Origin of the sequence: Sorangium sp. So ce693 (assembly GCF_051521375.1) — a bacterium.
In the GTDB taxonomy this organism is placed as follows: Bacteria; Myxococcota_A; Polyangia; order Polyangiales; family Polyangiaceae; genus Sorangium; species Sorangium atrum.
The window spans coordinates 10,676,430-10,698,650 of record NZ_CP150347.1 but is presented as its reverse complement, the minus strand read 5'-3'; the positions used below and the strand labels follow the sequence as shown (position 1 = coordinate 10,698,650).

Here is a 22,221-nt window from a genome sequence, read left to right as displayed (position 1 = left end):
AAAGCGCACCTCGGACCGGTCGGTTGTCAGGAGATGCTTGACCAGCCGGCCCCGCTTTGCCATGTTCGCCGGCGGAGAGGTGACCGAGAGGCCGAAGGTGCCTGATTCGAAATCAGGTGTACCCGCAAGGGTACCGCGGGTTCGAATCCCGCTCTCTCCGCTACGCTTGGCTGCTTGCCCCCGTTGAAACAGGTGGGCTCTGACCGCCCGCTCTCTCGCGAGCGGCGCCGGTCGGGCAGAAGCGGGGCGCGTTGAAGTTGTATCGGGAGAGGTGACCGAGTGGTCGAAGGTGCACGACTGGAAATCGTGTGTACGGCAACGTACCGCGGGTTCGAATCCCGCCCTCTCCGCTGAGCTGAACCGTCGATCGATTCCCTGGCGTGATGAGCTCCTTCAAGCGAGCCAGCAGGACGTCGGCGAGCGATGTGACGTGAACGATGAGCGATGAGACCGAGCGGTCGGTCGCTCGACCGCCGTGCCCGCTCGTCGAGCTGAAGTCGGGTTTTCTGTAAAGTGTGGCCTGACGCGGCGCCCGAGGGGGCTCCGGGGTCGGTCGCCGTCGATGCCGCTGAGGCGAGGCTCTGTGCGGGGCGACTGAGCTGCACCGAGCAGGGAGATGCATCGATGCGAGGGGGCTCTGTCTGTTCAATGCCCTGGTGATCTGGATGGGCGGGCAAAATGAGAGAAATCTGGGAGCCCGAGACAACCAGCGATGCTAGGCGGGACGGAAGAGACGACGGGGACGACGACGACGGGACGACGACGACTTCTTGACGGACCCGCTTGACCAACCCCTGCTGGACGATGACGATGCTGCCCCAGAAGCCTGACGCTTGACAGGCGAAGGGCCGCCTTGTAGAAGTGGCGCCCCTTTTTGGCAGGCGCCCTTCCGGAGTTTTTCGCCCAATGAATCCTCAGCCCAAGTCCTTTTCCGCCAAGCCTGCGGAGGCCCGCAACGAGCGTACGTGGTGGGTGATCGACGCGGAAGGCAAGCCCCTCGGCCGCCTTGCCAGCCGCATCGCCACGGTGCTCCGCGGCAAGAACAAGCCCACGTTCACGCCGCACGTCGACACCGGCGACTTCGTGATCGTCGTGAACGCCAAGAAGATCCTTCTGACGGGCCGCAAGCTCCAGCAGAAGAACTACGTGCGGCACAGCGGCGAGCCGGGCGGCTTCCGCTCCGAGTCGTACGGTCACCTGCTCGAGCGCAAGCCGGAGCTCCCCATCCAGAAGGCCGTGAAGGGCATGCTCCCGAAGAACGTGCTCGGGCGCGAGCTCCTCACCAAGCTCAAGGTCTACGCCGGTCCCGATCACCCCCACGCGGCGCAGAAGCCGCAGCCCCTTAGCTACAGCTGAGCAAAGCCATGACGGAAACGAGAACGTACGCCACTGGTAAGCGTAAGACCGCCGTTGCGCGGGTCTTCCTCTCGCCGGGCACCGGCAACATCAAGGTGAACCAGAGGCCCGCTGACGATTACTTCGTCCGCGAGACCTCGCGCATGGTGATGCGTCAATCGCTCGAGTTGCTCGAGCTGCTCGATCAGTTCGATGTGAACGCGACCGTGGTCGGCGGCGGCCACAGCGCGCAGGCCGAGGCGATGCGGCACGGCATCGCGCGCGCCCTCTGCGAGCTCGATCCGGAGCGCAGGTCGTCGCTCAAGCGCGCGGGCTTCCTCACGCGCGACGCGCGCAAGAAGGAGCGCAAGAAGTACGGCCAGCCCGGCGCCCGCAAGCGCTTCCAGTACTCGAAGCGTTAACAGGCCTGGGCCGCCGCCCATCGAGGCGGATGCCATGGCAAGGACATCGAGGACGCGAGGGTTCACCCCTCCGCGTCCTCGGTGCGTTTTGTCTGTCGGATGCCGCGAAGGCGCCGACGATGGGACGGCTGGCCCCTCGGCATCTCTCTCATCGAGCGGACCTCTCGGCCCGCTCGGTGTTCTCTGGTCTCCTCGAGCGGACCTCTCGGCCCGCTCGGCGTCACATCGCTTCCGGCGGGCTCTTGAGATCGGCGCCTTCGATGAGCTCGCCCTCGTCGTCCCCGGCGCCTTCCGGCGGCCGCGCTTCTTGCTCGGTCGGTCCACTCGGCCCGACATCCGGTGCCGCGGCGGCCGCCGGCTCGCTGCTGGTGGCCGCGGGCGGCGGCGAGGGAGGCTCTGCCGCTTCGAGCTTCACCGGTTCGGGCGGCGGCTCGGGCAGCGGAATGGCGTCGAGCCGCTTGTCGAGCGCTTCCTTCGTCGCGGCGAACGCCGCGCGATCGACGCCGGGCATCACGCGCTCTCCGTCGAGCTGGAGCGACTCGGCATCGAAGTACTTGCCGTCCCTCTTCGCGCTGAAGTGAAGGTGAGGGCCCGTCGAGCGGCCCGTCGACCCGACGTAGCCGACGAGCTGGTGGGTACCCACCTTCATGCCGGCCTTGATGCCGGGGGCATACCTCGACAGGTGCGCATAGCCGGTGGTGACCCCGTTCGCGTGCGTCACCGTGACGAGGTTGCCGCTCGGACCCGCCGGACCGACCCAGTCGACCGTGCCGCGATACGCCGAGTACACCGGCGTTCCCATCGGCGCGCCGAAGTCCGTCCCGTTGTGGGGCATCCTCTTCTTCAGCACCGGGTGCATTCGCTGCGGGTTGAACTTCGACGTCACGGGGGCGCCCGGGACCGGCGCGCGCCAGCCGCCGGCGTGCGGCTGCCGGCCGCGCTCATCGAACGTGCCGCGAGCCTCCTGCCCCTTGAAATCGTAGATGCGCACCGGCTTCTCCGCGGGATCCGGGGGCCGGTACTCGAGCGCGATGACCTTCTTGTACCGGGAGAACATCCCGAGCGCCGTCTCCTCGATGGCGATCAGCCGGACCGTGCCCCCCTCCTCGAAGCTCTCCGTCGAGAGGCGCCCGTTCAGCGCGTCGTCGATCACGTCGAGCACGCCGGGCTCCAGGCCCCCTGCCCGGATCGCGTTGGCGAGATCCTTCCCCACGTAGAAGGAGGCGACGACCTCCTCCTCGGCGATCTTCATGTCGAGCGCGGCGCCCGCGAGCCGCCCGGCCGCGTCGTCCCTCGCCTGGTAGATCTCGCTCGCCGAGACCTCGTACTCGAAGGCGCGGACGCGGCGCGTGGAGCGATCCATCGCGACCGTGAACCGGTCCTTGCGGCCGCACTTGTCGAACTTCCGCAGCCCGTCGAAGGCCTTCATGATCCGGTAGATCTGCGCCTTCGGTACGCCCTTCTCGTCGAGGGCCGCGATGAACGACCTGCGGTCCATCACGTCGCTTACCAGGAGCACGGAAGGATCCTTCCCGAGCTCGGAGATCCGCCACGGGCCGGGCAACGGCGTGCGCTGCTTGGTCTTCACCTCGGACATGGAGGAAGGCTTGGCGGCCTCATCCGTACCTGCTGCCGAGGTCGCCGGGCTCGCCGCGACCAGCGCGCGCTCGTCGCGCACCGGGACGCCCTGGATCAGCAGCGCGATGAGCGAGGTGAGCGTCGCGAGGCCGAAAATACCGCCGAAGACCGCGGTCATGCGCGGCGACAGGTGCGGTCCTGGAGGGGGCCGGCCGAGGCCGGGTGGGAGCCGCGGGCCGTCCGTCGAACCGGGGCCGGCGTGGGGTCCGCCGTCCATGAGCGACGGCGTCCGCAGGGGCTGCACGCGCGGATCGCTGCCGCGCGACCAGGGCGCCGATGAGCGCCCGCGAGAAGAAGGAGGAGGGAGCTGCGGCCACGTCGATGCCGCGCGCGCGCGCGGATCGTTGCCGCGCGACCAGGGAGCGGCCGGCGCGCCCTCGCCCCGCCGGCTGCCCTGCAGCGGAGCGGTCAGCGGCGGCGTGGCTGGTCTGCCCGGGAGGTCGAGCGCGTCGTCCGCGACGTCCTCGGCCGCGCCGATGCGCACGATCTCCGCGCGCGGCGCGTCCTGCGGGACGGCGGCGCCGGGCGGCGCGTCCTGCGGGACGGCGGCGCCGGGCTCCGCGCGCGGCGCGTCCTGCGGGACAGCGGCGGCGGGCTCCGCCGCGCTGCCGGCCTCTCCGCTCCGCTCCCTGGCGCGGTCCTCGGCGTCCGGCGCTCCGGAGGCCTCGAGCGGGTTCTGGGGTACTGCACTCGGCACGCCGACGTGCGTACCAAGGCATCGACGGGGTTGCAACCGCGGGGCTCCCTCGCCGACGCAAGGGTTGCGCGGAAGGCGGATCCCATTGTACGCCGGTCGCGTAAGCTGACGGGCCTGATGGACGACCGGCTGAAGCAGCTTCTGGTTCTCGGCAGGGAGCACTACGAGCGGCGCGAGTACGATCTCGCCGAGCACGCCCTGCGACAGATCATCGAGAAGACCGACCGCTTCGCGGACGTCTACAACATGCTCGGCGTCATCCTCCACGAACGCGGTGATTTCCTCGCGGCCGAGGCCCACTTCGAGCGCGCGGTGCAGCTCAACGAGCACTACACGGAAGCGCTGCTGAACCTCGCCGTCACCTACAACGACCTCGGCAAATACGAGGCCGCGCGGCAGGTCTACTCTCGCATCCGCCGCGGCGAGGGGGAAGGCGGCATCCTCGACCCGTTCGCGCGCGGCAAGATCGCCAACATGCACGCCGATCTCGCGCAGGCCTATGCCGACGTCGGTTGCGCGCAGGAAGCGATCGCCGAGCTCACGCGGGCCGTGGCGCTGTGTCCGACGTTCGTGGATCTTCAGCTGCGCCTCGGGACGATGTACCGCGACGCCGGGAATCTGGAGCTCGCTCGCGAGCATTACGCCGCCGCGCGCGACGCGAACCCGAAGTACGCCCCAGCGCGCGTGCTGCTCGGGGTCGCGCTGCTCTCCCTCGGCGCGCCCGATCAGGCGAGCGCCGAGTGGCGCGAGGCGCTCGCGATCGATCCCGACAACAGGACGGCGAAGATGTACCTCCGCACGCTGGAGGCGCAGCGGAGCGGGCGCACTGCGGCCGCTGAGTCAGGCGATCCGGCGCCGGCCGCCGCGGCGGGTGGCACGTGGGATGCGCTCGACGAGGCGACACCCACGACCGTGAGCGACATCCTCTCCAAGACGACGGCCGATGCAGCGGGTGAGACGGATCGTGCTGCACGGGAAGGCAAACCCTGAACGTTGGCGAAATACTCTCTCCTCCGAGAGGAGGCGCGCCGCGCGTGGCGTGAGCTCCGTGGCAGCGAGCTCTCCGCCGGCCGGACCGCCGTGGCGGTGGCGATCGGCCTGTTCATCGGATCGCAGCCGATCTTCGGCTGCCACACGCCGCTCGTGCTCCTCCTCTGTCTGTGGTTCCGCCTGGATGCAGCGATTGCCTGGGTCGCTGCGAACATCTCCAACCCCTTGTTCGCGCCAGCGCTGCTCACGGCCGAGGTCCAGGTCGGCGCGTACCTCCGCACGGGTCGCTGGCTGCGCCTCTACGAAAAGATGAGCTGGGCGCAAGCGCTTTCGGACTTCCCCGAGTACATGTTCCTCGGCGCCCCGGTGGTCGGGCTCGCGCTCGCGGCGCTCGGCGGCGGCCTGATCTTCGTCCTCGTCACGCTGAAGCGGCGCCGCGCTCCCCTGCAGCAGAGCAGCAGGATGGAGCCGTATCGGCTCCCCGGGGATGCACCGCCGTGGGTTCACGCGGTCGAGCGCGTCGCCGGGCGGTACAGCCCGCCTGAGGGCGCCACGCCGGCGCAGCGTACCCGCTTTCACTATGTCCGCTTCAAGCTGCTCGGCGACCCCATCGCCCGGTTGATTGCCGACATCGCTGGCGACCGCCCCGGCGCGCTCGGGGAGGTCCTCGATATCGGGACCGGGGCTGGCCAGCTGCCGATTCTCCTGCTCGAGCTGGGGAGGGCCGAGCGCGCGCGTGGGTTCGACTGGGACCGAGCCAAGATAGAGGACGCTCGGCGCGCGGCCGGCGGGGGCTCCGGCGCACCTCTCCCGCGCTCGTCCGAGTCGCCCGGCGCGCAGCGCGCGGCCCACGCCGCCCCTCCGCTGGACGCCGAGTTCTGGTGCGCGGATGCGCGCGAGGCCGAGCTCGGAACTGCAGACACCGTGCTGCTCATCGACCTGCTCCACTACTTCCGCGTGGAAGAGCAGGACGCGATCCTGCGGCGGGCGGCGGCCGCGGTTCGTCCGGGCGGGCGCCTGCTCGTCCGCGAGGCGGACACCGAGCGCGGCTTGAGGAGCTCGATCACGCTCCTTGAGGAGCGCGTCTTCACCGCGCTTCGATTCAACCGGGGCGAGCGTGTGCGCTTCCGTCCTGCCCGAGAGATCGTGGCGCTCCTCGAGCAGCTCGGCTTCTCCTGCGAGACGATGCCCGCCTGGGGGAAAACGCCCTTCTCGAATGTCCTCATCGTCGGGAGCCGAGCCCAGCGCTGAGCCCGAGTCGCCCTCCCCGCGAGCTCTCACCCTCCCACCGCCCGCGCCGCGCCCTCAGCGTCAGCAGCCGTTACCGGGTGTCTGATCCGGCGCGCGGCCTCTTCTGAGCGCATCGCCCAGTGGCTCGATCACCGCGGATGGTCAGAACCTGTCCGGTATGTTGACGCGTTGCTCTCGAGGCTCCTTTCGGTACACGAGCCGAGCTATCCGGTGGAGCGACCCCCCTCATGGCACAGGCCATGCTTATCCCACGGGCCTGGCGGCGGAGCCCCGCTGTCCATGTTTCTTCCTGATCGCTAGAGGCCGACAGGCCTCCAGGGCACCGCCTTGCCAGGCGTCGGGCTCGCCCACATGGCAAGCTGGCAATATCCGCCTGGGGCGTCCTGTCCAGGTGTCCGTGGAGGTGCGTTGAGCTCCGGGCCGGCCGGGTCCAGTGTCGCTCCGAGGGCGCCGCGCGATCGTCGAGAAGGCGCCGGATGGGCGGAGCGGGTCAGGCGTTCACAGCAACAACGCCTGCGCGCAGCGCCGATCGTGCTCTTCCACGTCGGCAGTCCCTGCCGCCCTCACGACCCCACGGAACGAGCTCCGCCCGGCGGGGGTCCGGACCGGGATGACCGGACTCCCGCGCCGCGTCGCCGCGTCGCGCCGGTGCCTCTCGCTTTCGCTTCCTTGGAGCTCCGCCCCGCTTCACGCCCCAGCGTCCGTTTCGAGGCCGCGTCATCGCTGCGTGACAGGAGGCCCGACGGGATCGCTGATGCGCGAAACTAGATGTGGTGGTCCATCGATGATGCCCCACGATATGTTGGGGTCTCAGGGGTGATGGCGTGATGGTCTCTCCCGATCCGCCGTCGACAAGAGCACGGGCGTGGCGGCTCGGTAACCCAGCGTCCTGGGCACCAGAGCGGACATGTGCTCACAGACGCGATCGGGGAGAGGCGCAGCCTGCGTCGAGTCACCAGGCGGATCCGCTCAGCAGCGGTCGGGCGGCAGCTGACGTGCCTTGCGCGCGGATTTCTCCGTCGTCCTACGAGGAGACGACATGACTTGGAGGGACTTCCTGAGGGGCATCCAGCAGCGTGTATGGCTGCGGAGCTTGCTCCGCCCCGATGTGCGACGTCTCCGCGCCTGCCGGAATGGCTCCTGGCTCGCCGCGATTTCCCCTGCTGGGCTTGGGGGAAGGCGGGAGGTCGACCTCGGTCGGTTTGGCCGGACCCTTCTTCTGGAGAGCGTCGAGGCTGGCTTCAGCGGGAAAAGTACTTGGTAGCCCGCTTCTCTCCTTTCGACGTGATCTTCTTCTCGACGAGCAGCTTCCGAATCGGGAGGGTCAGCTCCTTCGTGGTCGTGCCCAGATCCTTGGCGATCTGCTCGACGCCCTGGCCGCTGTTGCTCCGGATGTGCTCCAGGACCTTCTGCGTCATCGCGGCGAGCTCTTCCTTCGAGCGCTTCTCGCCCTTCTTGCGGGTAGGCTTCGCAGCGCGAGCGGGGCGACCGACCGCCTTCTTGACCTCCGCAGGCTGCTGAGGAGCGGCCTTGGCCCGACCCACCTTGCGCGGCGCGGCGGCCGCAGCGACCGGCTGGCCCTCGCCTCGCAGGGCGTTGGCGACAGCCTCGAGAGCCGCTTTGCGGACAAGTCCGCTCAGCTGAGAGACGAATGCATCAACGTGGCTTTTGATCTCGGTTTCGACGTTGTTCATTGGATCTCGCGTCCCATGAATAGCTAGAGTTGTCAACTGCTGAACAGCACCTTGCTTGAAAATAATTCGAGAGGTGTCCCCTCAACGTGCGTCAAGAACCCGCGCTCGCCACCTCCCCGTCGGGTCATGGGGTGCTGGGGGCGACCGGTCGAGCCGGACTCCAGCCACCTCGTCTCCCTGGCGACGTCGCGCCGCGAAGCCAGGCACCGCCCCAACCAAGAGGGTGCGATGGACAGCGCCGTGCTCCGCTCTGCACCGCGCTCCGGATTTGGATGCCGCGGCGCGCGTGCCGTGGGCAGCCCCGTAACCGAGGGGAGCCAGCGACATTCCCATGAAGATCTGCTTTCCTGTGCTCCGGACACACGCGCCCCACCGCGCATCGGCCGAAGCGGGCGCCTGACCGAGGGACCGTGGAGGAGCCCGACCCCCCGGGTGGAGCACCCGCGATGAGGAAAGGTGTCATGGCCGAGGTCGCCGTTCCAGCCGATCGCCGGTGAGCTGGAACGGCAGCCTTTCACTTCTGCACTCCACCCTGCTCCCGCGGCGTAACCGTATGCCCGAGCTCTCGTCTCCCGACCGAGCCGCTCTCCGGGATCGACCGCAACGTGTCGGCCGTCGAGACGCCCTCCGGCGGTGTCGACGTCATGAGGGCTACCCCACCCACCTGCCAGGACATCCCCCTGGCTGATCGGCGCGGCGGCCCGACGCGGTTGCTCCCACCCATGTTGCAGCCCCCAGGCCATGTCGCCTCCGGTCTGGCTGCGTCTTTTTGCGGCTGTGCTGGAGCTGCCCAGCCTCCGGCCGAGTCTCCCAAACCGCTCGCCGTGCCCGAGCTCCGACGGCCGCCCCGGCAAGCCGGAAGTCGCCCTGCGGGAGGCCGCGAGGCTGCCGCTCCTGCTCAGCCGCTCATCCTGATTCAGGGGGTGACACTCGTGCTGCGCACCAGGGTGACGCTCGCCCGCGGCTCGCTCCCGTGCGAGGGGGCAAAGCTCACCGTCGCCGCCGAGGGCGACATCGATCCCCCGAGCGGGGCGGTGGTGATGGACGCTGGTGGACAGTTCGTCACTCCTCGGCAGCTCGACGCGCACTCCACCTCGGGGGCCGCCCGACACCAGGCGCAGCGGCGCACCTGGACGGCAGCGAACGGGAACCAGACACGGGGCCGGTGGCGCCGCAGGCTCAGTTCGCCGATGCCTTCTGGCCCCAGGACCCGGGTATCGAACGGGCAGTCGCTGGTGGTGTTACGACCATACAAGTCCTTTCGGGTTCAGGCAACCTGATTAGAGGGTGCGAGGCAACGATGGAGCTCCGACCGGGCATCGGTCCTCCCATCGCCCCTCCCTGATTCCTCCCAGATGCTTCCCAGACGCTCGCCACCGTGGCGCCCGGCGGGCTGAAAGTGGCTTGCGGGGAGAGCCCGAAGCGCAGCTACGGCGGGGACAAGCGGGCACCGATGGCCGGTACGGGCAACCTCGCTCTCCAGCGGGCGACCTCTCTCAAGACCAGGAAGCTCCAGACGGACTGGGCGCGATGGAGCGACCGGGAGTCGCGCCGGATTGCGACCGAGGCGAAGATGCCGCGGTCCGCCAGGCCACGAAGGAGGAGCGCTCGACACCCGAGACCTCCTCCCGCGGAGATCCTGCGGTCGGACCTACTGGCTGCTCGAGGGCGTGTCTCGCGTCGACCCGGGCGCGGCGGGCCATCACCGCAGTCGCTCGCGCTGCCTCCTACACGGGCGGTCGTGCGACGCGCGACGGCACACCGTGATCGGGTGGCCTCGCGAGCGCCGCGCGTCACCACGCGGCGCGCGCGGCTCACGTGATCAGGCCGCGGCGCGCGCGGCTCACGTGATCAGGCCGCGGCGCGCGCTGCGCGGCTCACGTGATCAGGCCGCGGCGCGCGCGGCTCACGTGATCAGGCCGCGGCGCGCGCTGCGCGGCTCACGTGATCAGGCCGCGGCGCGCGCTGCGCGGCTCACGTGATCAGGGCGCTCGCGCGCGCCGCGCGGCTCACATGATCAGGGCGCCCGCGCGCGCCGCTCACGTGATCAGCCCGCCCGCGTGCGCTGCGTGATGACGCGCGGCTCACATGATCAGCGCGCCCGCGTGTGGCCCGCGTGTGGCCCGCGTGTGGACCGATGGCAACGTGGTGCGCGTGGGACTCCCGCCTCGCCGCGCGGCGGCGATCGCCCGCAGTCTGGCCGGCGTGTTCGTGTCGCCTTCGCTTCGGCTCGAACATGGCCTCGCGAACGTCGCGGTCGGGTCGGGCGACCCGCTCGACATCTCGACCTGGGCGTTCTGCCCCGTCGCTCCCGGCGAGCGGCGCCGCGTCACATGACGGCGCTTTTCTAGATGTAAAGGAGAACCGGCACGGGCCGCGTCGGCCGCTCTCCACGGGAGGAGCCGTGATCGCGGCGCTTGCTGCCGGCGCGCGCGACTTCTAGATCGTTCCGGCCGTGGTCAACCCGAGCGCCAAGCAGGATCCCGAAGCCCTCCTCGCCGCCAAGCTCGCGTCGCTCCCGACGACGCCGGGCTGCTATCTGTTCATCGACAAGGCCGGCGCCGTCGTCTACGTCGGCAAGGCGAAGAGCCTGCGCTCGCGCGTCCGTAGCTACTTTCAGGAGAGCGGGAGCGACGCCAGGTACTTCATCCCGATACTCCGGAAGATCGTGGCCGATCTGGAGACGGTGGTCACCGCCACCGAGAAGGAAGCGGCCGTACTCGAGAACGAGCTCGTCAAGCAGCACAAGCCGCGGTTCAACGTCAAGCTGCGTGACGACAAGGACTTCCTTTGCCTCAAGCTCGACACGCAGAAGGCGTGGCCGATGCTCGAGACGGTCCGCCGTCCCGCCCCGGACAAGGCGCGCTATTTCGGGCCCTACCACTCGGCGACGAGCGCGCGGCGGACGCTCCACCTGGTCAACAAGCACTTCCAGCTCCGCACCTGCTCCGATACCGAGATGGCGTCGCGCCGGCGCCCCTGCCTGCAGTACCAGATCAAGCGTTGCCTCGCGCCCTGCGTGATGGATGTCGACCGGGAGCTCTATACGGAGATGGTCCGCTCGGTCGCGCTCTTCCTCGAAGGGCGCCACGACGAGCTCACGGGCGAGCTCACCACGCGAATGCGGGACGCGTCGCGGGAGCTCGAGTTCGAGCGCGCCGCCATCTACCGCGATCAGCTCCGGGCGGTCGAGGCGGTGCGCGAGGCCCAGCGCGTCGTCTACGTGAAGGACGTCGATCAAGACGTGGTGGGCATCTACCGCGAGGGGACGCTCGTGGAGGTCGAGGTGATCTTGGTGCGGAGGGGGCGCGTCGCAGACACGCTGTCCTTCTCGCTCCGCAACATGGAGCTGCCGGACGACGAGGTGCTCGGCGGCTTCCTGAACGAGTACTATGGCGTCGCGTCCACCACGATCCCCGATGAGGTCCTCGTGCCGGTGTTGCCAGACGGCGCGGAGGGCGTTGCGGAGTGGCTCGGCGATCGGCGCGGCCGCAAGGTGGCGCTCTTCGTGCCTCAGCGCGGGCCCCGCGTCGATCTGCTCAAGATGGCGAGCGAGAACGCAGCTCACGCGTTCCGGGAGAAGCAACGGAGCTCGGACGATCTCGAGGCCCGGCTCGAGGAGCTCAGGGAGCGCCTTCGTCTCCCGACGCTCCCGCGTCGCATCGAGTGCTGCGACATCTCGCATCTCGGCGGCGGCGACACGGTGGGATCGATCGTGGCGCTCCTCGATGGTCAGCCGGACAAGAAGCGCTACCGCAGCTTCAACGTGAAGAGCGTGGCCGACGGCGACGACTACGCCGCGATGTACGAGGTGCTCTCACGGCGCTTCCGCCGCGGAAAGGCCGCCCGGCAGGCGAGCCCCGCGTCCACCGCAGAGAGCGAGGCCGCCCTCGGCGCCGAAGGCGCGCCCGAGAGCGACGTGATGGAGGGCGTCGCCGAGAGCGACATGATGGAAGGCGTCGCCGAGAGCGACATGATGGAGAGCGATCCGGCGGAGAGCGACGCGCTCGAGAGCGATGCGATGGAGGGCGACGTCGCTGAGGAGGACATCGGCTTGGCAACAGCGAGCGACGCTACGCCGCAGACGGAAGGGACGCAGGTGTCCGCTGCCGCGGAGCGGGAGAGCGCCGGCTCGGGGGGTGATGTGTCGAGGAGCGCCGAGGCCAGCGGAGGCGAGTGGGATCTTCCAGATCTGTTCGTCGTCGATGGTGGGCGCGGCCAGCTCCAGGTAGCGCTGTCGGCGGCGCGCGATCTCGGCCTGCACGGCCTCCCGATCGTCGGCTTGGCGAAGGAGCGGGAGACGCAGACCGGAGAGAAGCTCGTCGACCGCGTCTACCTGCCTGGCCAGAAGAACGGTATCCCGCTCCGATCGACGAGCTCCGCCCTCTTCTTCCTGGCGCGCGCGCGCGACGAGGCGCACCGCTTCGCAAACCACGCACGCAAGCGGCTAGGCAAGGCGCGGCGCCTCCGGTCCGCGATCGAGGACATCCCAGGGCTTGGCAGCGCGGTGAGGACGGCGCTCCTCCGGGAGCTCGGTTCCATGGAAGGAGTGCGCCGCGCGACGGACGCTCAGATCCTGGCGGTGACAGGGGTCACCAAGCGACACCTGTCCGCGCTGCGCAAGGTCATCCCGTCTCCCGAGTCCTCACAGCCCGACGCGCCGGCCGAGGACACCGGCGATCTCTCCAAGGCTCGCGGGCTCACGCGCTGAGCGCGACCGCGGCCGCGCCGCGATGGATCGGTGAAAGATCACGCTGCGACCCGAACGGCGTTCCGGGTTGAGCGCCAAGGCGTTCTCTGCGACGATCCGAACACCAGGCGCCCGGCCGCAATCCGGGCGCACGCGGTCATTTTTCGATCAAGAGCACCACCTGGCACACCGAGCGCTTCTTGCGGACCCGACGTAGTGGGCGGGCCGCGGCGGGCCGCGCTCGGCGGGCTCGATTCCCGGCGGGCACTGCCTCGCTCCGGGGTTACGCGGCACGTGAGCACCATGGGAGAAGTACGCGCTGGCCACACGCTCGGTCGCTATGAGCTCCTCGTCCCCATCGCGCTCGGGGGCATGGCCTCGGTGTGGGCCGCTCGAACGGGCGGCCAGCTCCCCAGGATCGTCGCCGTCAAGCTGCTGCGCGCCGAGCTGAGCGACGATCCCGACTTCGAGGCGATGTTCCTCGACGAGGCCACCCTGGTCTCGCAGATCCATCACCCGAACGTCGCGGAGACCATCGATGTGGGCGAGGAGGACGGCGTCCTCTACCAGGTGATGGAGCTCATCGACGGCGAGCCGCTCAACCTGGTTCTCCGCGAGAGCAAGGCGCGCGGCGGCCTGCCGCTCCCCTTCGCGCTCCGCATCGTGGCCGAGGCGGCCCTCGGCCTGCACGCCGCGCACGAGCTGCGCGGCCGCGACGGCAAGCCCGTCGGCCTCGTCCACCGCGACGTCTCGCCGCAAAACATCCTGGTCGGATACGACGGGTCGGTGAAGATCCTCGACTTCGGCGTCGCCAAGGCCGCCTCGAACCTGCAGCGAACCCAGGTCGGCCAGGTGAAGGGCAAGTACGCGTACATGTCGCCGGAGCAGGCCGGCAGCGAGCCCATCGATCGCCGCACCGACGTGTTCACGCTCGGGATCGTCTTCTATCAGCTCGTGACCGGCAGGCACCCCTTCCACGCCGAGAACGATCCCGCGACGGTGCGCCGCATCTGCGACAAGGCGGCAGCCGAGCCGCCGCAGACCCTCGTCCCGTCGCTCCCGGAGGACGTCGGGCGCATCATCATGAGGATGCTCGCGAAGCCGAGGGAGGAGCGCTTCGCCTCGATGGCCGAGCTGCGCCGCTCCATCGAGCAGCTGTCGCCCGCGACGCCGATCGCCACCTCGGATGAGCTCGCCGCGCTGATGCAGCAGATGCTCGGCCCGCGCGGCGAGCGGCGGCGCGCCGCGATCCAGGAGGCCATGCAGATCGCGCGCGAGCGCGCGATCGACCCCGACTATCCGCAGTCACAGCAGAGCTCGCCGCACGCCGCCGCCCAGCCCGGGCGCGCGAGCGCTGAGCGCGGCGCCGCCGCGCCGCAGGGCGCTCCGCCGGCGCCGCCGACGTCCGAGGAGGGCCACGCCCGGCGCTGGCTCGTCCCTGCGACCGTCGGCCTCGTGGTCCTCGTGGTGCTCGCGGGCGCGCTCCTCCTGCGCTCCTCGCCGCATGGCGGCCCGCCGCGCCAGCGGGGCTCTCTGCTCGTGCCCAGGGCGGGCTCGATCGAGGATCCGCTCCTCAGGGCCGCGCGCGCCGCATCCAAGGCGCCCCGCGGCGGCGCCGACGCGACGCGCGCCGCACCGTAGCGGCGCACCTCGTCCGCGTTCCTGGCCCGCGTTCGCTTGACGGTTCGGGCAACGCTTTTCAAGATGGCCGCCCTCGCATGGATCTTCGCCGCTCGCCGGAGCTCTGGCGGTTCGCCGCGCTGGTGGCGATCTTCGTCACGAGCGGCCTGGTCATCACCTACCTCGTGCTGCCGCCCCCGCCGGACGACGGCCCGAAGCCCCCGCCGGTCCTCCGCGTGGCGCAGGTGCCCGTGCCGACGGGCGGCGACGTGGTGGCGAACGCGCTCGACCTCGTGCGCCGCTACGCGACCGGGGAGATCCGGATCGTGCTCCCCGACGGCTCCGCGCGCGCGCTCCGCCGCAACGATCTCGGCGTCGAGATCAACCGGGTCCGCCTCGCCGAGTTCGTGCGCGAGGCGCTCCGCCCCGAGAGCGCGCTCCGCCGCGCGCACGAGCGGGCCGGCGATGGCGACAAGCGCGATGAGGACGCGCCGCTCGACATCCCGATCCCGCTCCTCCTCGACTCCGAGCGGGCGATCAGCAAGCTGCTCGACCTGAAGGTCGAGCTCGACGCCCCCGCGGTCGACGCGTATGTCGACCTCGAGGCGAGGCAGCTCAAGCCCGAGAAGATCGGGTACCGGCTGGACGTCTACGGCACGCTCGCGCGCATCGACGCCGCTCTCCGGGCGGGCGAGGACACCGCGCTGGCCAGCGTCGAGACGATCCCGCCGAAGCTCGTCGCCGAGCAGCTTGGCAACGTCAAGTTCGATCAGGTGCTCGGCTACTTCGAGACGCGCTACGCGACCGGAGGGAGATCCAAGGAGAGGACGTACAACCTCAGGCTCGCCGCGTCCAAGCTCGACGGCGTGGTCGTCATGCCGGGCGAGATCTTCGACTTCAACGAGACGGTCGGCCCGCGCGACGAGGCGCACGGGTACCGCGTCGCTCCGGTCATCGCCCAGGGAGAGCTCGTCGACGGGCTCGGCGGCGGGACCTGCCAGATCTCGGGCACGCTCCACGGCGCCGCGTTCTTCGCGGGGCTCGAGATCGTCGAGCGCTACCCGCACTCCCGCCCGAGCTACTACATCAAGCTCGGCCTCGACGCGACCGTCGTCTACCCGACGATCAACTATCGCTTCAGGAACCCGTTCGACTTCCCGATCGTGCTCCACGAGACGGTGGCCGGCGGCGTCGTGCGCGCCGAGATCCTCGGGCCCTCGCGCAAGCTCACGGTCACGTACTTCCGTCGCATCGACGAAGTCATCCCGTTCGAGGAGCTGGAGCGCCCGACGCCGAAGCTGCCCGAAGGGATACGGGCGCTCGCTCAGCGCGGCATCCCCGGCTTCAGGACGACGAGCTCGCGGGTCGTCCGCGACGGCGCCTACGCGGTGCGGGAGAAGTGGAGCGACAGCTACCCGCCGACCGCGCAGATCATCCATGTCGGGAGCGGCCCGCGCGACCCGGAGGCCAAGACGGCCGACGACAATCACCCCGAGTACGTCGCGGACGAGTACCTCGTCGTCACGCAGGGGCCGGACGTCCGCACGCCGGGCGTGACCGGCCCCGAGCCGGGCGGCGGCACCGTCGAGAGCCGCGAGCCCGGGCTCACGGGCGAGCGCGGCTGGACCGAGCGCGCGGGGTTCGGCACGTTCCGCGCGAAGGGGGCGGAGCGCGCCGAAGGGGAAAGCGGCCGCGCGCGCGGCGAGGACGCGCCGCCCGCCGAGGGGATCGCCGTCATGCAGGCCCCGGGCGCGGCCGCGCCAGAAGGCCGTGGCCAGCGGGACCCCGCGGGGGACGAGGCGAAGGGCGGCAAGGGCAAGAAGCGACGCCAGAACCAGAAGAAGACGACGACGAGCGACGGCGGCTGAGCGGGTGGCGTCGAACGAGAGTGACGGCGGCTGAGCGGGTGGCGTCGAACGAGAGCGACGGCGGCTGAGCGGACGGTGTCGAACGAGAGCTACGGCGCCTGTTCGGCGGCGCTCGCTGAAGGCCGCGCTGGCCTCGGCGGGCTCCGCTCGTCCTCCGCCGTCGCGGCCTTCAGCGAGCGCCGACCGCCCGGCGCACCTCGTGGAGCGTCGGGCTCGCGAGCGCCCGCGCGCGCTGGGCGCCTTCCAGGAGCAGGGCGTCGACGCGGGCCGGGTTGGCCATGAGGTCGGCGTAGCGGCGCCGCGGCTCCTCGAGCGCGCGGTTCAGCACGTCGAACACGGCCTCTTTCGCCTCGCCCCAGCCGATGCCGCTCTGGTAGCGGCCGCGGAGCGCCTCCGCCTCTTCGGGCGTGGCGAACTCCCGGTAGAGGTGGAAGAGCGGCGAGGTGTTCGGATCCTTCGGCTCGCTCGGGGGCGACGAGTCCGTCTTGTACTTGAAGATCGTCTTGCGCAGCTTCTCCGGCGGCAGGAAGAGCGCGATGGTGTTGTCGTAGCTCTTGCTCATCTTGCGGCCGTCGAGGCCCGGGATCACCGCCGTTTCGGCGCTGATGCGCGCCTCGGGCAGGATCAGGGTCGGGCCGTAGATCGCGTTGAACCGCTGCGCGATATCGCGGGCGATCTCGATGTGCTGGACCTGGTCCTTGCCCACCGGCACGACATTCGTCTTGAACAGGAGGATGTCGGCCGCCATCAGCACCGGATAGCCATAGAGGCCCATGTTGATCCCGGCGTCGAGGTCGTCGCTGTCCTCGACGCCCGCGGCGCCCGACGCTCCGGCCCGCGACTCCATGTTCTTGGCGACAGCGGCCTTGTAGGCGTGGGCCCGGTTCATGAGCCCCTTCGCCGTGAAGCAGGAGAGGATCCAGCTCAGCTCGAAGATCTCCGGAACGTCGGATTGCCTGTAGAAGATGACCTTCTCGGGATCGAGGCCGAGCGCGAGCCATGTCGCGGCGACCTCGTGGACCAGGCTCCGGAGCTTCTGCGCGTCGTGGATGACGTTGAGCGCGTGAAAGTCGGCGACGAAGTAGAGCGCGTTCGACGCGGTCCCTGCGAGCGCGAGCGCCGGCTTGATCGCCCCTACGAAGTTGCCGAGGTGCGGCGTTCCGGTGGGCTTGATGCCGGTGAGGACGGTGCTTGCCATCGTTGTCGTGTTCCTCTGAGAGAGCTCATCCCATTACGCGCTCCGCGCGAGTGATGCCACTGCCGCGCCCCAAAAAATCTGCCGGGTTTCTGGCTGCCGGCGCGCGTCGGCGCGCGGCGTGCGCGCCGGCACGAGCGCTCTGCCCGCAGCGCAGCGCGGCCCTGGAGCGTCTCCGCCCGCGGCGCCGCGTGTACCGTGTCGTGGCCGTGTACGATCGGCGATTTTCGTGCCACGGTGGACGCCGGACCGACCCCCGACCCACGCTGGCACCTGCGCCATGTCCGGCCAAACGCCGTCATCTCCCGCACCTCGCCCCGAGGCCTCCGCCCCACCGCCCGCTGGCCGAGCCCCCGAAGGCGCGCGGCCGACCGTCGCGCTCGCCGTCTCGGGCAGCATCGCGGCGTACAAGGCCGCCGAGGTGGCCCGGCTCTTGATCCAGGGCGGCGCGCGCGTGCTCCCGATCATGACGCGCGCGGCGCAGCAGTTCCTCGGGCCCATGACGCTGAGCGGGCTTTGCGGCGAGCCGGTGCGCGACACCATGTGGGATCCCGGCTTCGCGGGCGAGCTGCACGTCGCGCTCGCCGCGGAGGCCGATCTGGTGCTGCTCGCGCCCGCGACCGCCGACGTGATCGCTCGCCTCGCCGCGGGGCGCGCCGACGACCTCGTGACGGCGCTCGCCCTGTGCGCGCGGGGGCCGGTGCTCGCCGCGCCCGCGATGCACCCCCGCATGTGGGTTCACCCCGCGACGGCGCGGAACGTCGCCACGCTCGAGGCCGACGGGCGCGTGGAGCTCGTCGGCCCGGTCTTCGGCGAGGTCGCCTCGGGCGAGCGCGGCCTCGGGCGCATGGCCGAGCCGGCGGCGATCGCGGCCGCGGCGTTCTCGCGGCTCGCACCGCGCGATCTCGCGGGGCTCCGGGTCGTCGTCACGGCGGGCCCGACGCTCGAGGACCTCGATCCCGTGCGCTTCCTCGGCAACCGGTCGACCGGCAAGATGGGCTTCGCCGTGGCGGAGCGGGCCGCGGCGCGGGGCGCGCAGGTCACGCTCATCGCCGGCCCCGTGTCGCTCTCGACGCCGCCGGGCGCGCGCCGGGTCGACGTGCGCGGCGCGCTCTCGATGCGCGAGGCGCTCTGGCAGGCGCTCGGCGAGGACCTGCACGGCGCCGACGCGCTCATCATGACGGCCGCCGTGTCCGACTACCGCCCGGCAGAGCAGCACGCGACCAAGCTGAAGCGGACGCCCGACCTCGCGTCGCTCCCGCTCGTGCCGAACCCTGACTTGCTCGCGGAGATCGGCGCGGTGCGCGGGGGTCTGGCCGGCGCTGACGGCGCCGATGGAGCGCGCTCGCCGGTGCTCGTCGGGTTCGCGGTCGAGACCGCCACCGACGAGGGGGTGATCGCCTATGCCCGGCACAAGCTCGCGAGCAAGCGCGTCGACATGATCGTCGCCAACCACGCGGCGGACTCGTTCGGCCGGGACGACAACCGCGCCACGCTCGTGACCCGCGACGCCGCCGACGCGCTCGGCGTACTGCCCAAGCCGGTGCTCGCGGACCGCATCCTCGATCGGATCTTGCAATTGTGTTGGCCGAGTCGGACGGGTTGGCCGAGTCGGACGAGTCAGGCGAGCGCGCGATGATCCCGGGCGAAGACCGCGCCGCGGCTCCTTCCGCCGCGGCTCCTCCGGCTGCCTCTGGCTCGGCCGCCGCGGCCTCGTCGCGCGATCGGCGGGCGATCGATCCGCGCGAGCCGCCGCGCTCGTCGCGCCGCGAGGCCGCGCTCATCGCCGCGTCCGTCACCGTCGGCGTCGCGCTCGCCGTCTCGTTCGCGTTCGATCCCGATCGCGCGGGCACGCCTACCATGCTCGCGGCGCTCGGCGCGCTCTACGCCGTCCTCACGGCGATCACCGTGATGTGGCTCCGCCGGCGCGGCGAGCTCCGCGCCGCGCTCCGCCCTCTGTCGGGCGATCTCGCGCGCGGCGCCCTTGTCGCGGCGGGGCTCTACGGGCTCGCCATGGCGGTGCAGCTGCTGCTCGCCCCGCGGGGCTCGCCGCGCGAGGCGTGGGTCCTTCGCCTGTACCTCCAGCTCGGCGACCCCTCGGCCGACGCGCGCGTGTTCGCCGGCGCGCTCGTCTTCGTCATCGCCGCGCTGGAGGAGATCGTCTGGCGCGGGCTCGTCCTGCGCGCCCTGGAGGGGCCGCTCGACCAGGTCGCTGCGTGGCTGCTGTCGAGCGCGCTGTTCGCCGCCGCGCACGCCCCCACGCTCTTCCTGCTCGGCGATCCGGTGGCCGGGCCGAACCCGCTGCTCGTCGCGGCGGGCTTCGGCTGCTCGATCGTGTGGGGTCGCATGGTGCACCGGACCGGGCGCCTGGCTCCGGCGGTCTTCGCCCATGCGTTCTTCTCGTGGGCGATCGTGAGCTTCCCCATCTGGCGCCCGTGACGGGCGCGCGCCCGGGCCGGGATCAGCCCTCGAGCTTCGCGAGCTCCTCTTCGGGCACGTCGAAGTCGGCGTAGACGTTCTGCACGTCGTCGTGGTCGTCGAGCGAGTCGACGAGGTTCAGGCAGACCTCGGCGTCGCGGCCCGCGACCTCTTTCTTGTTCTTGGGGACGTAGCCCGCGGAGTTCGACTTCACCGCGATCTTCGCGTCCTCGAGGGCCTTCACGACGGTGTCCATCACGTCGACGCTGGAGAGCACCTGCCACTCCTCTCCCTGGTCGCTGTAGTCGTCGGCGCCGGCGCCCACGGCGGTGTCCATGAGCTGATCCTCCGTCGCCGCGTCCTTCGCGAGGAGGATGATCCCCTTCCTCTCGAAGGCCCACTGCGCGGAGCCGCCGGCGCCGAGCTGCCCGTTGTTCTTCTCGAAGATCTTCCGGATCTCGGCCACGGTGCGGTTCCGGTTGTCGGTCATCGCCTCGCAGAGGAACAGCGTCCCGCCGGGCCCTGTGCCTTCGTAGAGGATCTCCTCGTAGTTCGCGCCCTCGATCTCGCCGGTGCCGCGCTGGATTGCGCGCTTGATCGTGTCGGCGGGCATCGCCTGGCCCTTGGCGTCGTTGATCGCCTTGCGGAGCCGCGGGTTGCCGTTCGGGTCTCCGCCGCCCATGCGCGAGGCGACGGTGATCTCCTTGATCAGCTTCGTGAAGAGCTTGCCGCGCTTCGCGTCGAGCGCGCCCTTCTTGCGCTTGATGGTGGCCCACTTCGAATGGCCGCTCATGCCTGTCTGCTCCGTGATGACGGGGCGCTCGCTCGCGGCGCGCGCCCAGGGGGAAGGTTCGGCGCAAGATGGAGCACCGATCGGTTCGGGCGTAGAAACCGTCAGGGCGCCGGGAGCGCCAAGAGATTGTCGAGCTCTCTTGGCGCTCTCGGCGCCTTTCGGTTCGAACCGTCTGTCGCTCTAGCGGTGCGCTCCGGGGGAGGCAACAACGACGGCACCCCCGGCCGCGTATCCCTCCTCACCGGGAGAACGAGCGCGGCCGGGGGCCCTTGTCGACCTGGGTCTGTGGCTGCCCCCTCTGTGTCGCTACAGCGCGTAGCCGGTCTCGCCGTGCTCCGTCGCGTCGAGGCCCTCGCGCTCGTCGCTCTCGGGCACGCGCAGGCCGATCAGCTTGTCGACCAGCTTGAGGAGCACGAAGGTCACGATCGCGGCGTACAGCCCGACGGCCGCGATGCCGGCCAGCTGCGGGACCAGCTGCCCCGGGTTGCCGGCGATCACGCCGTCGCGGCCGGCCTCGTTCAGGGCCTTCTCGGCGAAGACGCCGGTGAGGACCGCGCCGAGGAGGCCGCCCACGCCGTGGACGCCGAACGCGTCGAGCGAGTCGTCGTAGCGCAGGCGCTCCTTCGAGACGACCGCCGCATAACACACCACGCCCGCGAGCAGGCCGATCACGACGGCGGCCCACGGCGCCACGAACCCGGCCGCGGGCGTGATCCCGACGAGCCCCGCCACGATGCCGGACGCCACGCCGAGCGCGGTCGGCTTGCCTCGCTGCGCCCACTCGACGAGGAGCCACGCCGCGCCGCCCGCCGCCGCCGCGAGGTGCGTGTCGAGCAGCGCCAGCGCGGCGAGCCCGCCCGACGTCAGCGCGCTGCCGGCGTTGAAGCCGAACCACCCGAACCACAGGATGCCCGTGCCCGTCAGGGTCATCGTCAGGTTGTGCGGCACGTGCCGCTCGTGCGGATATCCCGTGCGCCTGCCCAGCACGAGCGCACAGATCAGCGCCGAGATGCCCGCCGCGAGGTGAACCACGGTGCCGCCCGCGAAGTCGAGCGCGCCCATCTCGAAGAGCCAGCCCTTCTCCGCCCACACCCAGTGCGCCACCGGGTCATAGACGAGCGTGGACCAGAGCAGGATGAAGACCAGGTACGCCGAGAACCGCATCCGCTCGGCGAACGCCCCCGCGATGAGCGCGGGCGTGATCACCGCGAACATCATCTGGAACGCCGCGAACGCGAGGTGCGGCACCGTGCCGCGCTCCGCCATCGCGATCCCGTGCAGACCGACATAGTCGAACCCGCCGATGAGCCCACCGTGCGAGGTCCCGAACGAGAGCGAGTACCCGATGGCCACCCACTGCACCGAGATCACGGCGAGCGCGGCGAACGAGTGCATGAGCGTCGCGAGCACGTTCTTGCGGCGCACCATGCCGCCGTAGAACAGGGCGAGGCCCGGCGTCATGAAAAGGACGAGGGCTGTCGATGCGAGGAGCCAGGCCGTATCCCCAGTGTCGATCTTCATGGCTCGGGCGTAACGTGCCCGATGTTTCAACGAGGTTTCGTGGTCGCGGCAGGACGCATTTGACAGGAAGTCGGGAAATTTCTAACGCC

At 70.5% G+C, this 22,221-nt stretch carries 15 protein-coding genes and 2 tRNA genes; 12 read left to right on the top strand and 5 right to left on the bottom strand.

The window, feature by feature from the left end; all coding sequences use genetic code 11:
- Positions 1 to 73 precede the first annotated feature (73 nt).
- The 4 genes from WMF14_RS39900 (at position 74) to rpsI (ending at position 1,757) form a co-directional block, all read left to right on the top strand.
- A tRNA-Ser gene (locus WMF14_RS39900) sits at positions 74 to 160 on the top strand.
- A 105-nt stretch (positions 161 to 265) separates the two neighbouring features.
- A tRNA-Ser gene (locus WMF14_RS39895) sits at positions 266 to 350 on the top strand.
- Between the two features lie 556 nt (positions 351 to 906).
- On the top strand, positions 907 to 1,356 hold the full coding sequence (rplM, locus tag WMF14_RS39890) for a 50S ribosomal protein L13 (RefSeq protein WP_272102702.1): 450 nt from the start codon (positions 907 to 909) through the stop codon (positions 1,354 to 1,356).
- A gap of 8 nt (positions 1,357 to 1,364) precedes the next feature.
- Positions 1,365 to 1,757 carry a 30S ribosomal protein S9 gene (gene rpsI, locus WMF14_RS39885; protein ID WP_272102704.1) on the top strand — a complete coding sequence of 131 codons (393 nt, stop codon included), beginning with the start codon at positions 1,365 to 1,367 and terminating at the stop codon, positions 1,755 to 1,757.
- A gap of 220 nt (positions 1,758 to 1,977) precedes the next feature.
- Here the strand turns inward: rpsI and WMF14_RS39880 are convergent, their stop codons facing one another.
- The gene (locus WMF14_RS39880) at positions 1,978 to 4,092 is read right to left on the bottom strand and encodes a peptidoglycan DD-metalloendopeptidase family protein (RefSeq protein ID WP_437795099.1); all 2,115 of its coding nucleotides are present in this window, start codon (positions 4,090 to 4,092) and stop codon (positions 1,978 to 1,980) included.
- Positions 4,093 to 4,209: 117 nt separating this feature from the next.
- Here WMF14_RS39880 and WMF14_RS39875 point away from each other — a divergent pair, with 117 nt between their 5' ends.
- On the top strand, positions 4,210 to 5,082 hold the full coding sequence (locus WMF14_RS39875) for a tetratricopeptide repeat protein (protein ID WP_272102706.1): 873 nt from the start codon (positions 4,210 to 4,212) through the stop codon (positions 5,080 to 5,082).
- Positions 5,083 to 5,085: 3 nt separating this feature from the next.
- Complete coding sequence (locus WMF14_RS39870) at positions 5,086 to 6,333, top strand: DUF2062 domain-containing protein (protein ID WP_437795096.1); 1,248 nt, start codon at positions 5,086 to 5,088, stop codon at positions 6,331 to 6,333.
- A 1,241-nt stretch (positions 6,334 to 7,574) separates the two neighbouring features.
- On the opposite strand, the gene WMF14_RS39865 is transcribed toward WMF14_RS39870, so the two are convergent.
- Positions 7,575 to 8,027 (bottom strand): DNA-binding protein, encoded by a 453-nt coding sequence (locus WMF14_RS39865; RefSeq protein ID WP_272102708.1) that lies wholly within the window; start codon positions 8,025 to 8,027, stop codon positions 7,575 to 7,577.
- Between the two features lie 2,088 nt (positions 8,028 to 10,115).
- Here WMF14_RS39865 and WMF14_RS39860 point away from each other — a divergent pair.
- From WMF14_RS39860 to WMF14_RS39845, 4 genes are all read left to right on the top strand, one after another.
- Positions 10,116 to 10,364 carry a hypothetical protein gene (locus WMF14_RS39860; RefSeq protein WP_437795093.1) on the top strand — a complete coding sequence of 83 codons (249 nt, stop codon included), beginning with the start codon at positions 10,116 to 10,118 and terminating at the stop codon, positions 10,362 to 10,364.
- A gap of 118 nt (positions 10,365 to 10,482) precedes the next feature.
- On the top strand, positions 10,483 to 12,738 hold the full coding sequence (gene uvrC / locus WMF14_RS39855) for an excinuclease ABC subunit UvrC (RefSeq protein WP_437795091.1): 2,256 nt from the start codon (positions 10,483 to 10,485) through the stop codon (positions 12,736 to 12,738).
- Between the two features lie 282 nt (positions 12,739 to 13,020).
- Positions 13,021 to 14,358: a serine/threonine-protein kinase gene (locus WMF14_RS39850; protein ID WP_437795089.1), complete on the top strand. Its 1,338-nt coding sequence runs from the start codon at positions 13,021 to 13,023 to the stop codon at positions 14,356 to 14,358.
- Positions 14,359 to 14,435: 77 nt separating this feature from the next.
- Positions 14,436 to 16,205: a VanW family protein gene (locus WMF14_RS39845; RefSeq protein WP_272102711.1), complete on the top strand. Its 1,770-nt coding sequence runs from the start codon at positions 14,436 to 14,438 to the stop codon at positions 16,203 to 16,205.
- A 169-nt stretch (positions 16,206 to 16,374) separates the two neighbouring features.
- On the opposite strand, the gene WMF14_RS39840 is transcribed toward WMF14_RS39845, so the two are convergent.
- Entirely contained in the window at positions 16,375 to 17,403 is a 1,029-nt protein-coding gene (locus WMF14_RS39840) for a tryptophan--tRNA ligase (protein WP_437795086.1), read from the bottom strand.
- Positions 17,404 to 17,680: 277 nt separating this feature from the next.
- On the opposite strand from WMF14_RS39840, the gene coaBC reads away from it, so the two are divergent.
- Together coaBC and WMF14_RS39830 are read left to right on the top strand one after the other, a co-directional pair.
- Positions 17,681 to 19,039: a bifunctional phosphopantothenoylcysteine decarboxylase/phosphopantothenate--cysteine ligase CoaBC gene (gene coaBC, locus WMF14_RS39835; RefSeq protein ID WP_437795083.1), complete on the top strand. Its 1,359-nt coding sequence runs from the start codon at positions 17,681 to 17,683 to the stop codon at positions 19,037 to 19,039.
- Entirely contained in the window at positions 19,036 to 19,839 is an 804-nt protein-coding gene (locus WMF14_RS39830; RefSeq protein ID WP_437795080.1) for a CPBP family intramembrane glutamic endopeptidase, read from the top strand. The genes coaBC and WMF14_RS39830 overlap by 4 nt, the downstream gene beginning before the upstream one ends.
- A 22-nt stretch (positions 19,840 to 19,861) precedes the next feature.
- Here WMF14_RS39830 and WMF14_RS39825 read toward each other — a convergent pair whose 3' ends face one another.
- Positions 19,862 to 20,611, bottom strand: coding sequence for a YebC/PmpR family DNA-binding transcriptional regulator (locus tag WMF14_RS39825; RefSeq protein WP_044966745.1), 750 nt, complete (start codon positions 20,609 to 20,611; stop codon positions 19,862 to 19,864).
- Positions 20,612 to 20,917: 306 nt separating this feature from the next.
- Entirely contained in the window at positions 20,918 to 22,132 is a 1,215-nt protein-coding gene (locus WMF14_RS39820) for an ammonium transporter (protein ID WP_272102715.1), read from the bottom strand.
- Positions 22,133 to 22,221 lie beyond the last annotated feature (89 nt).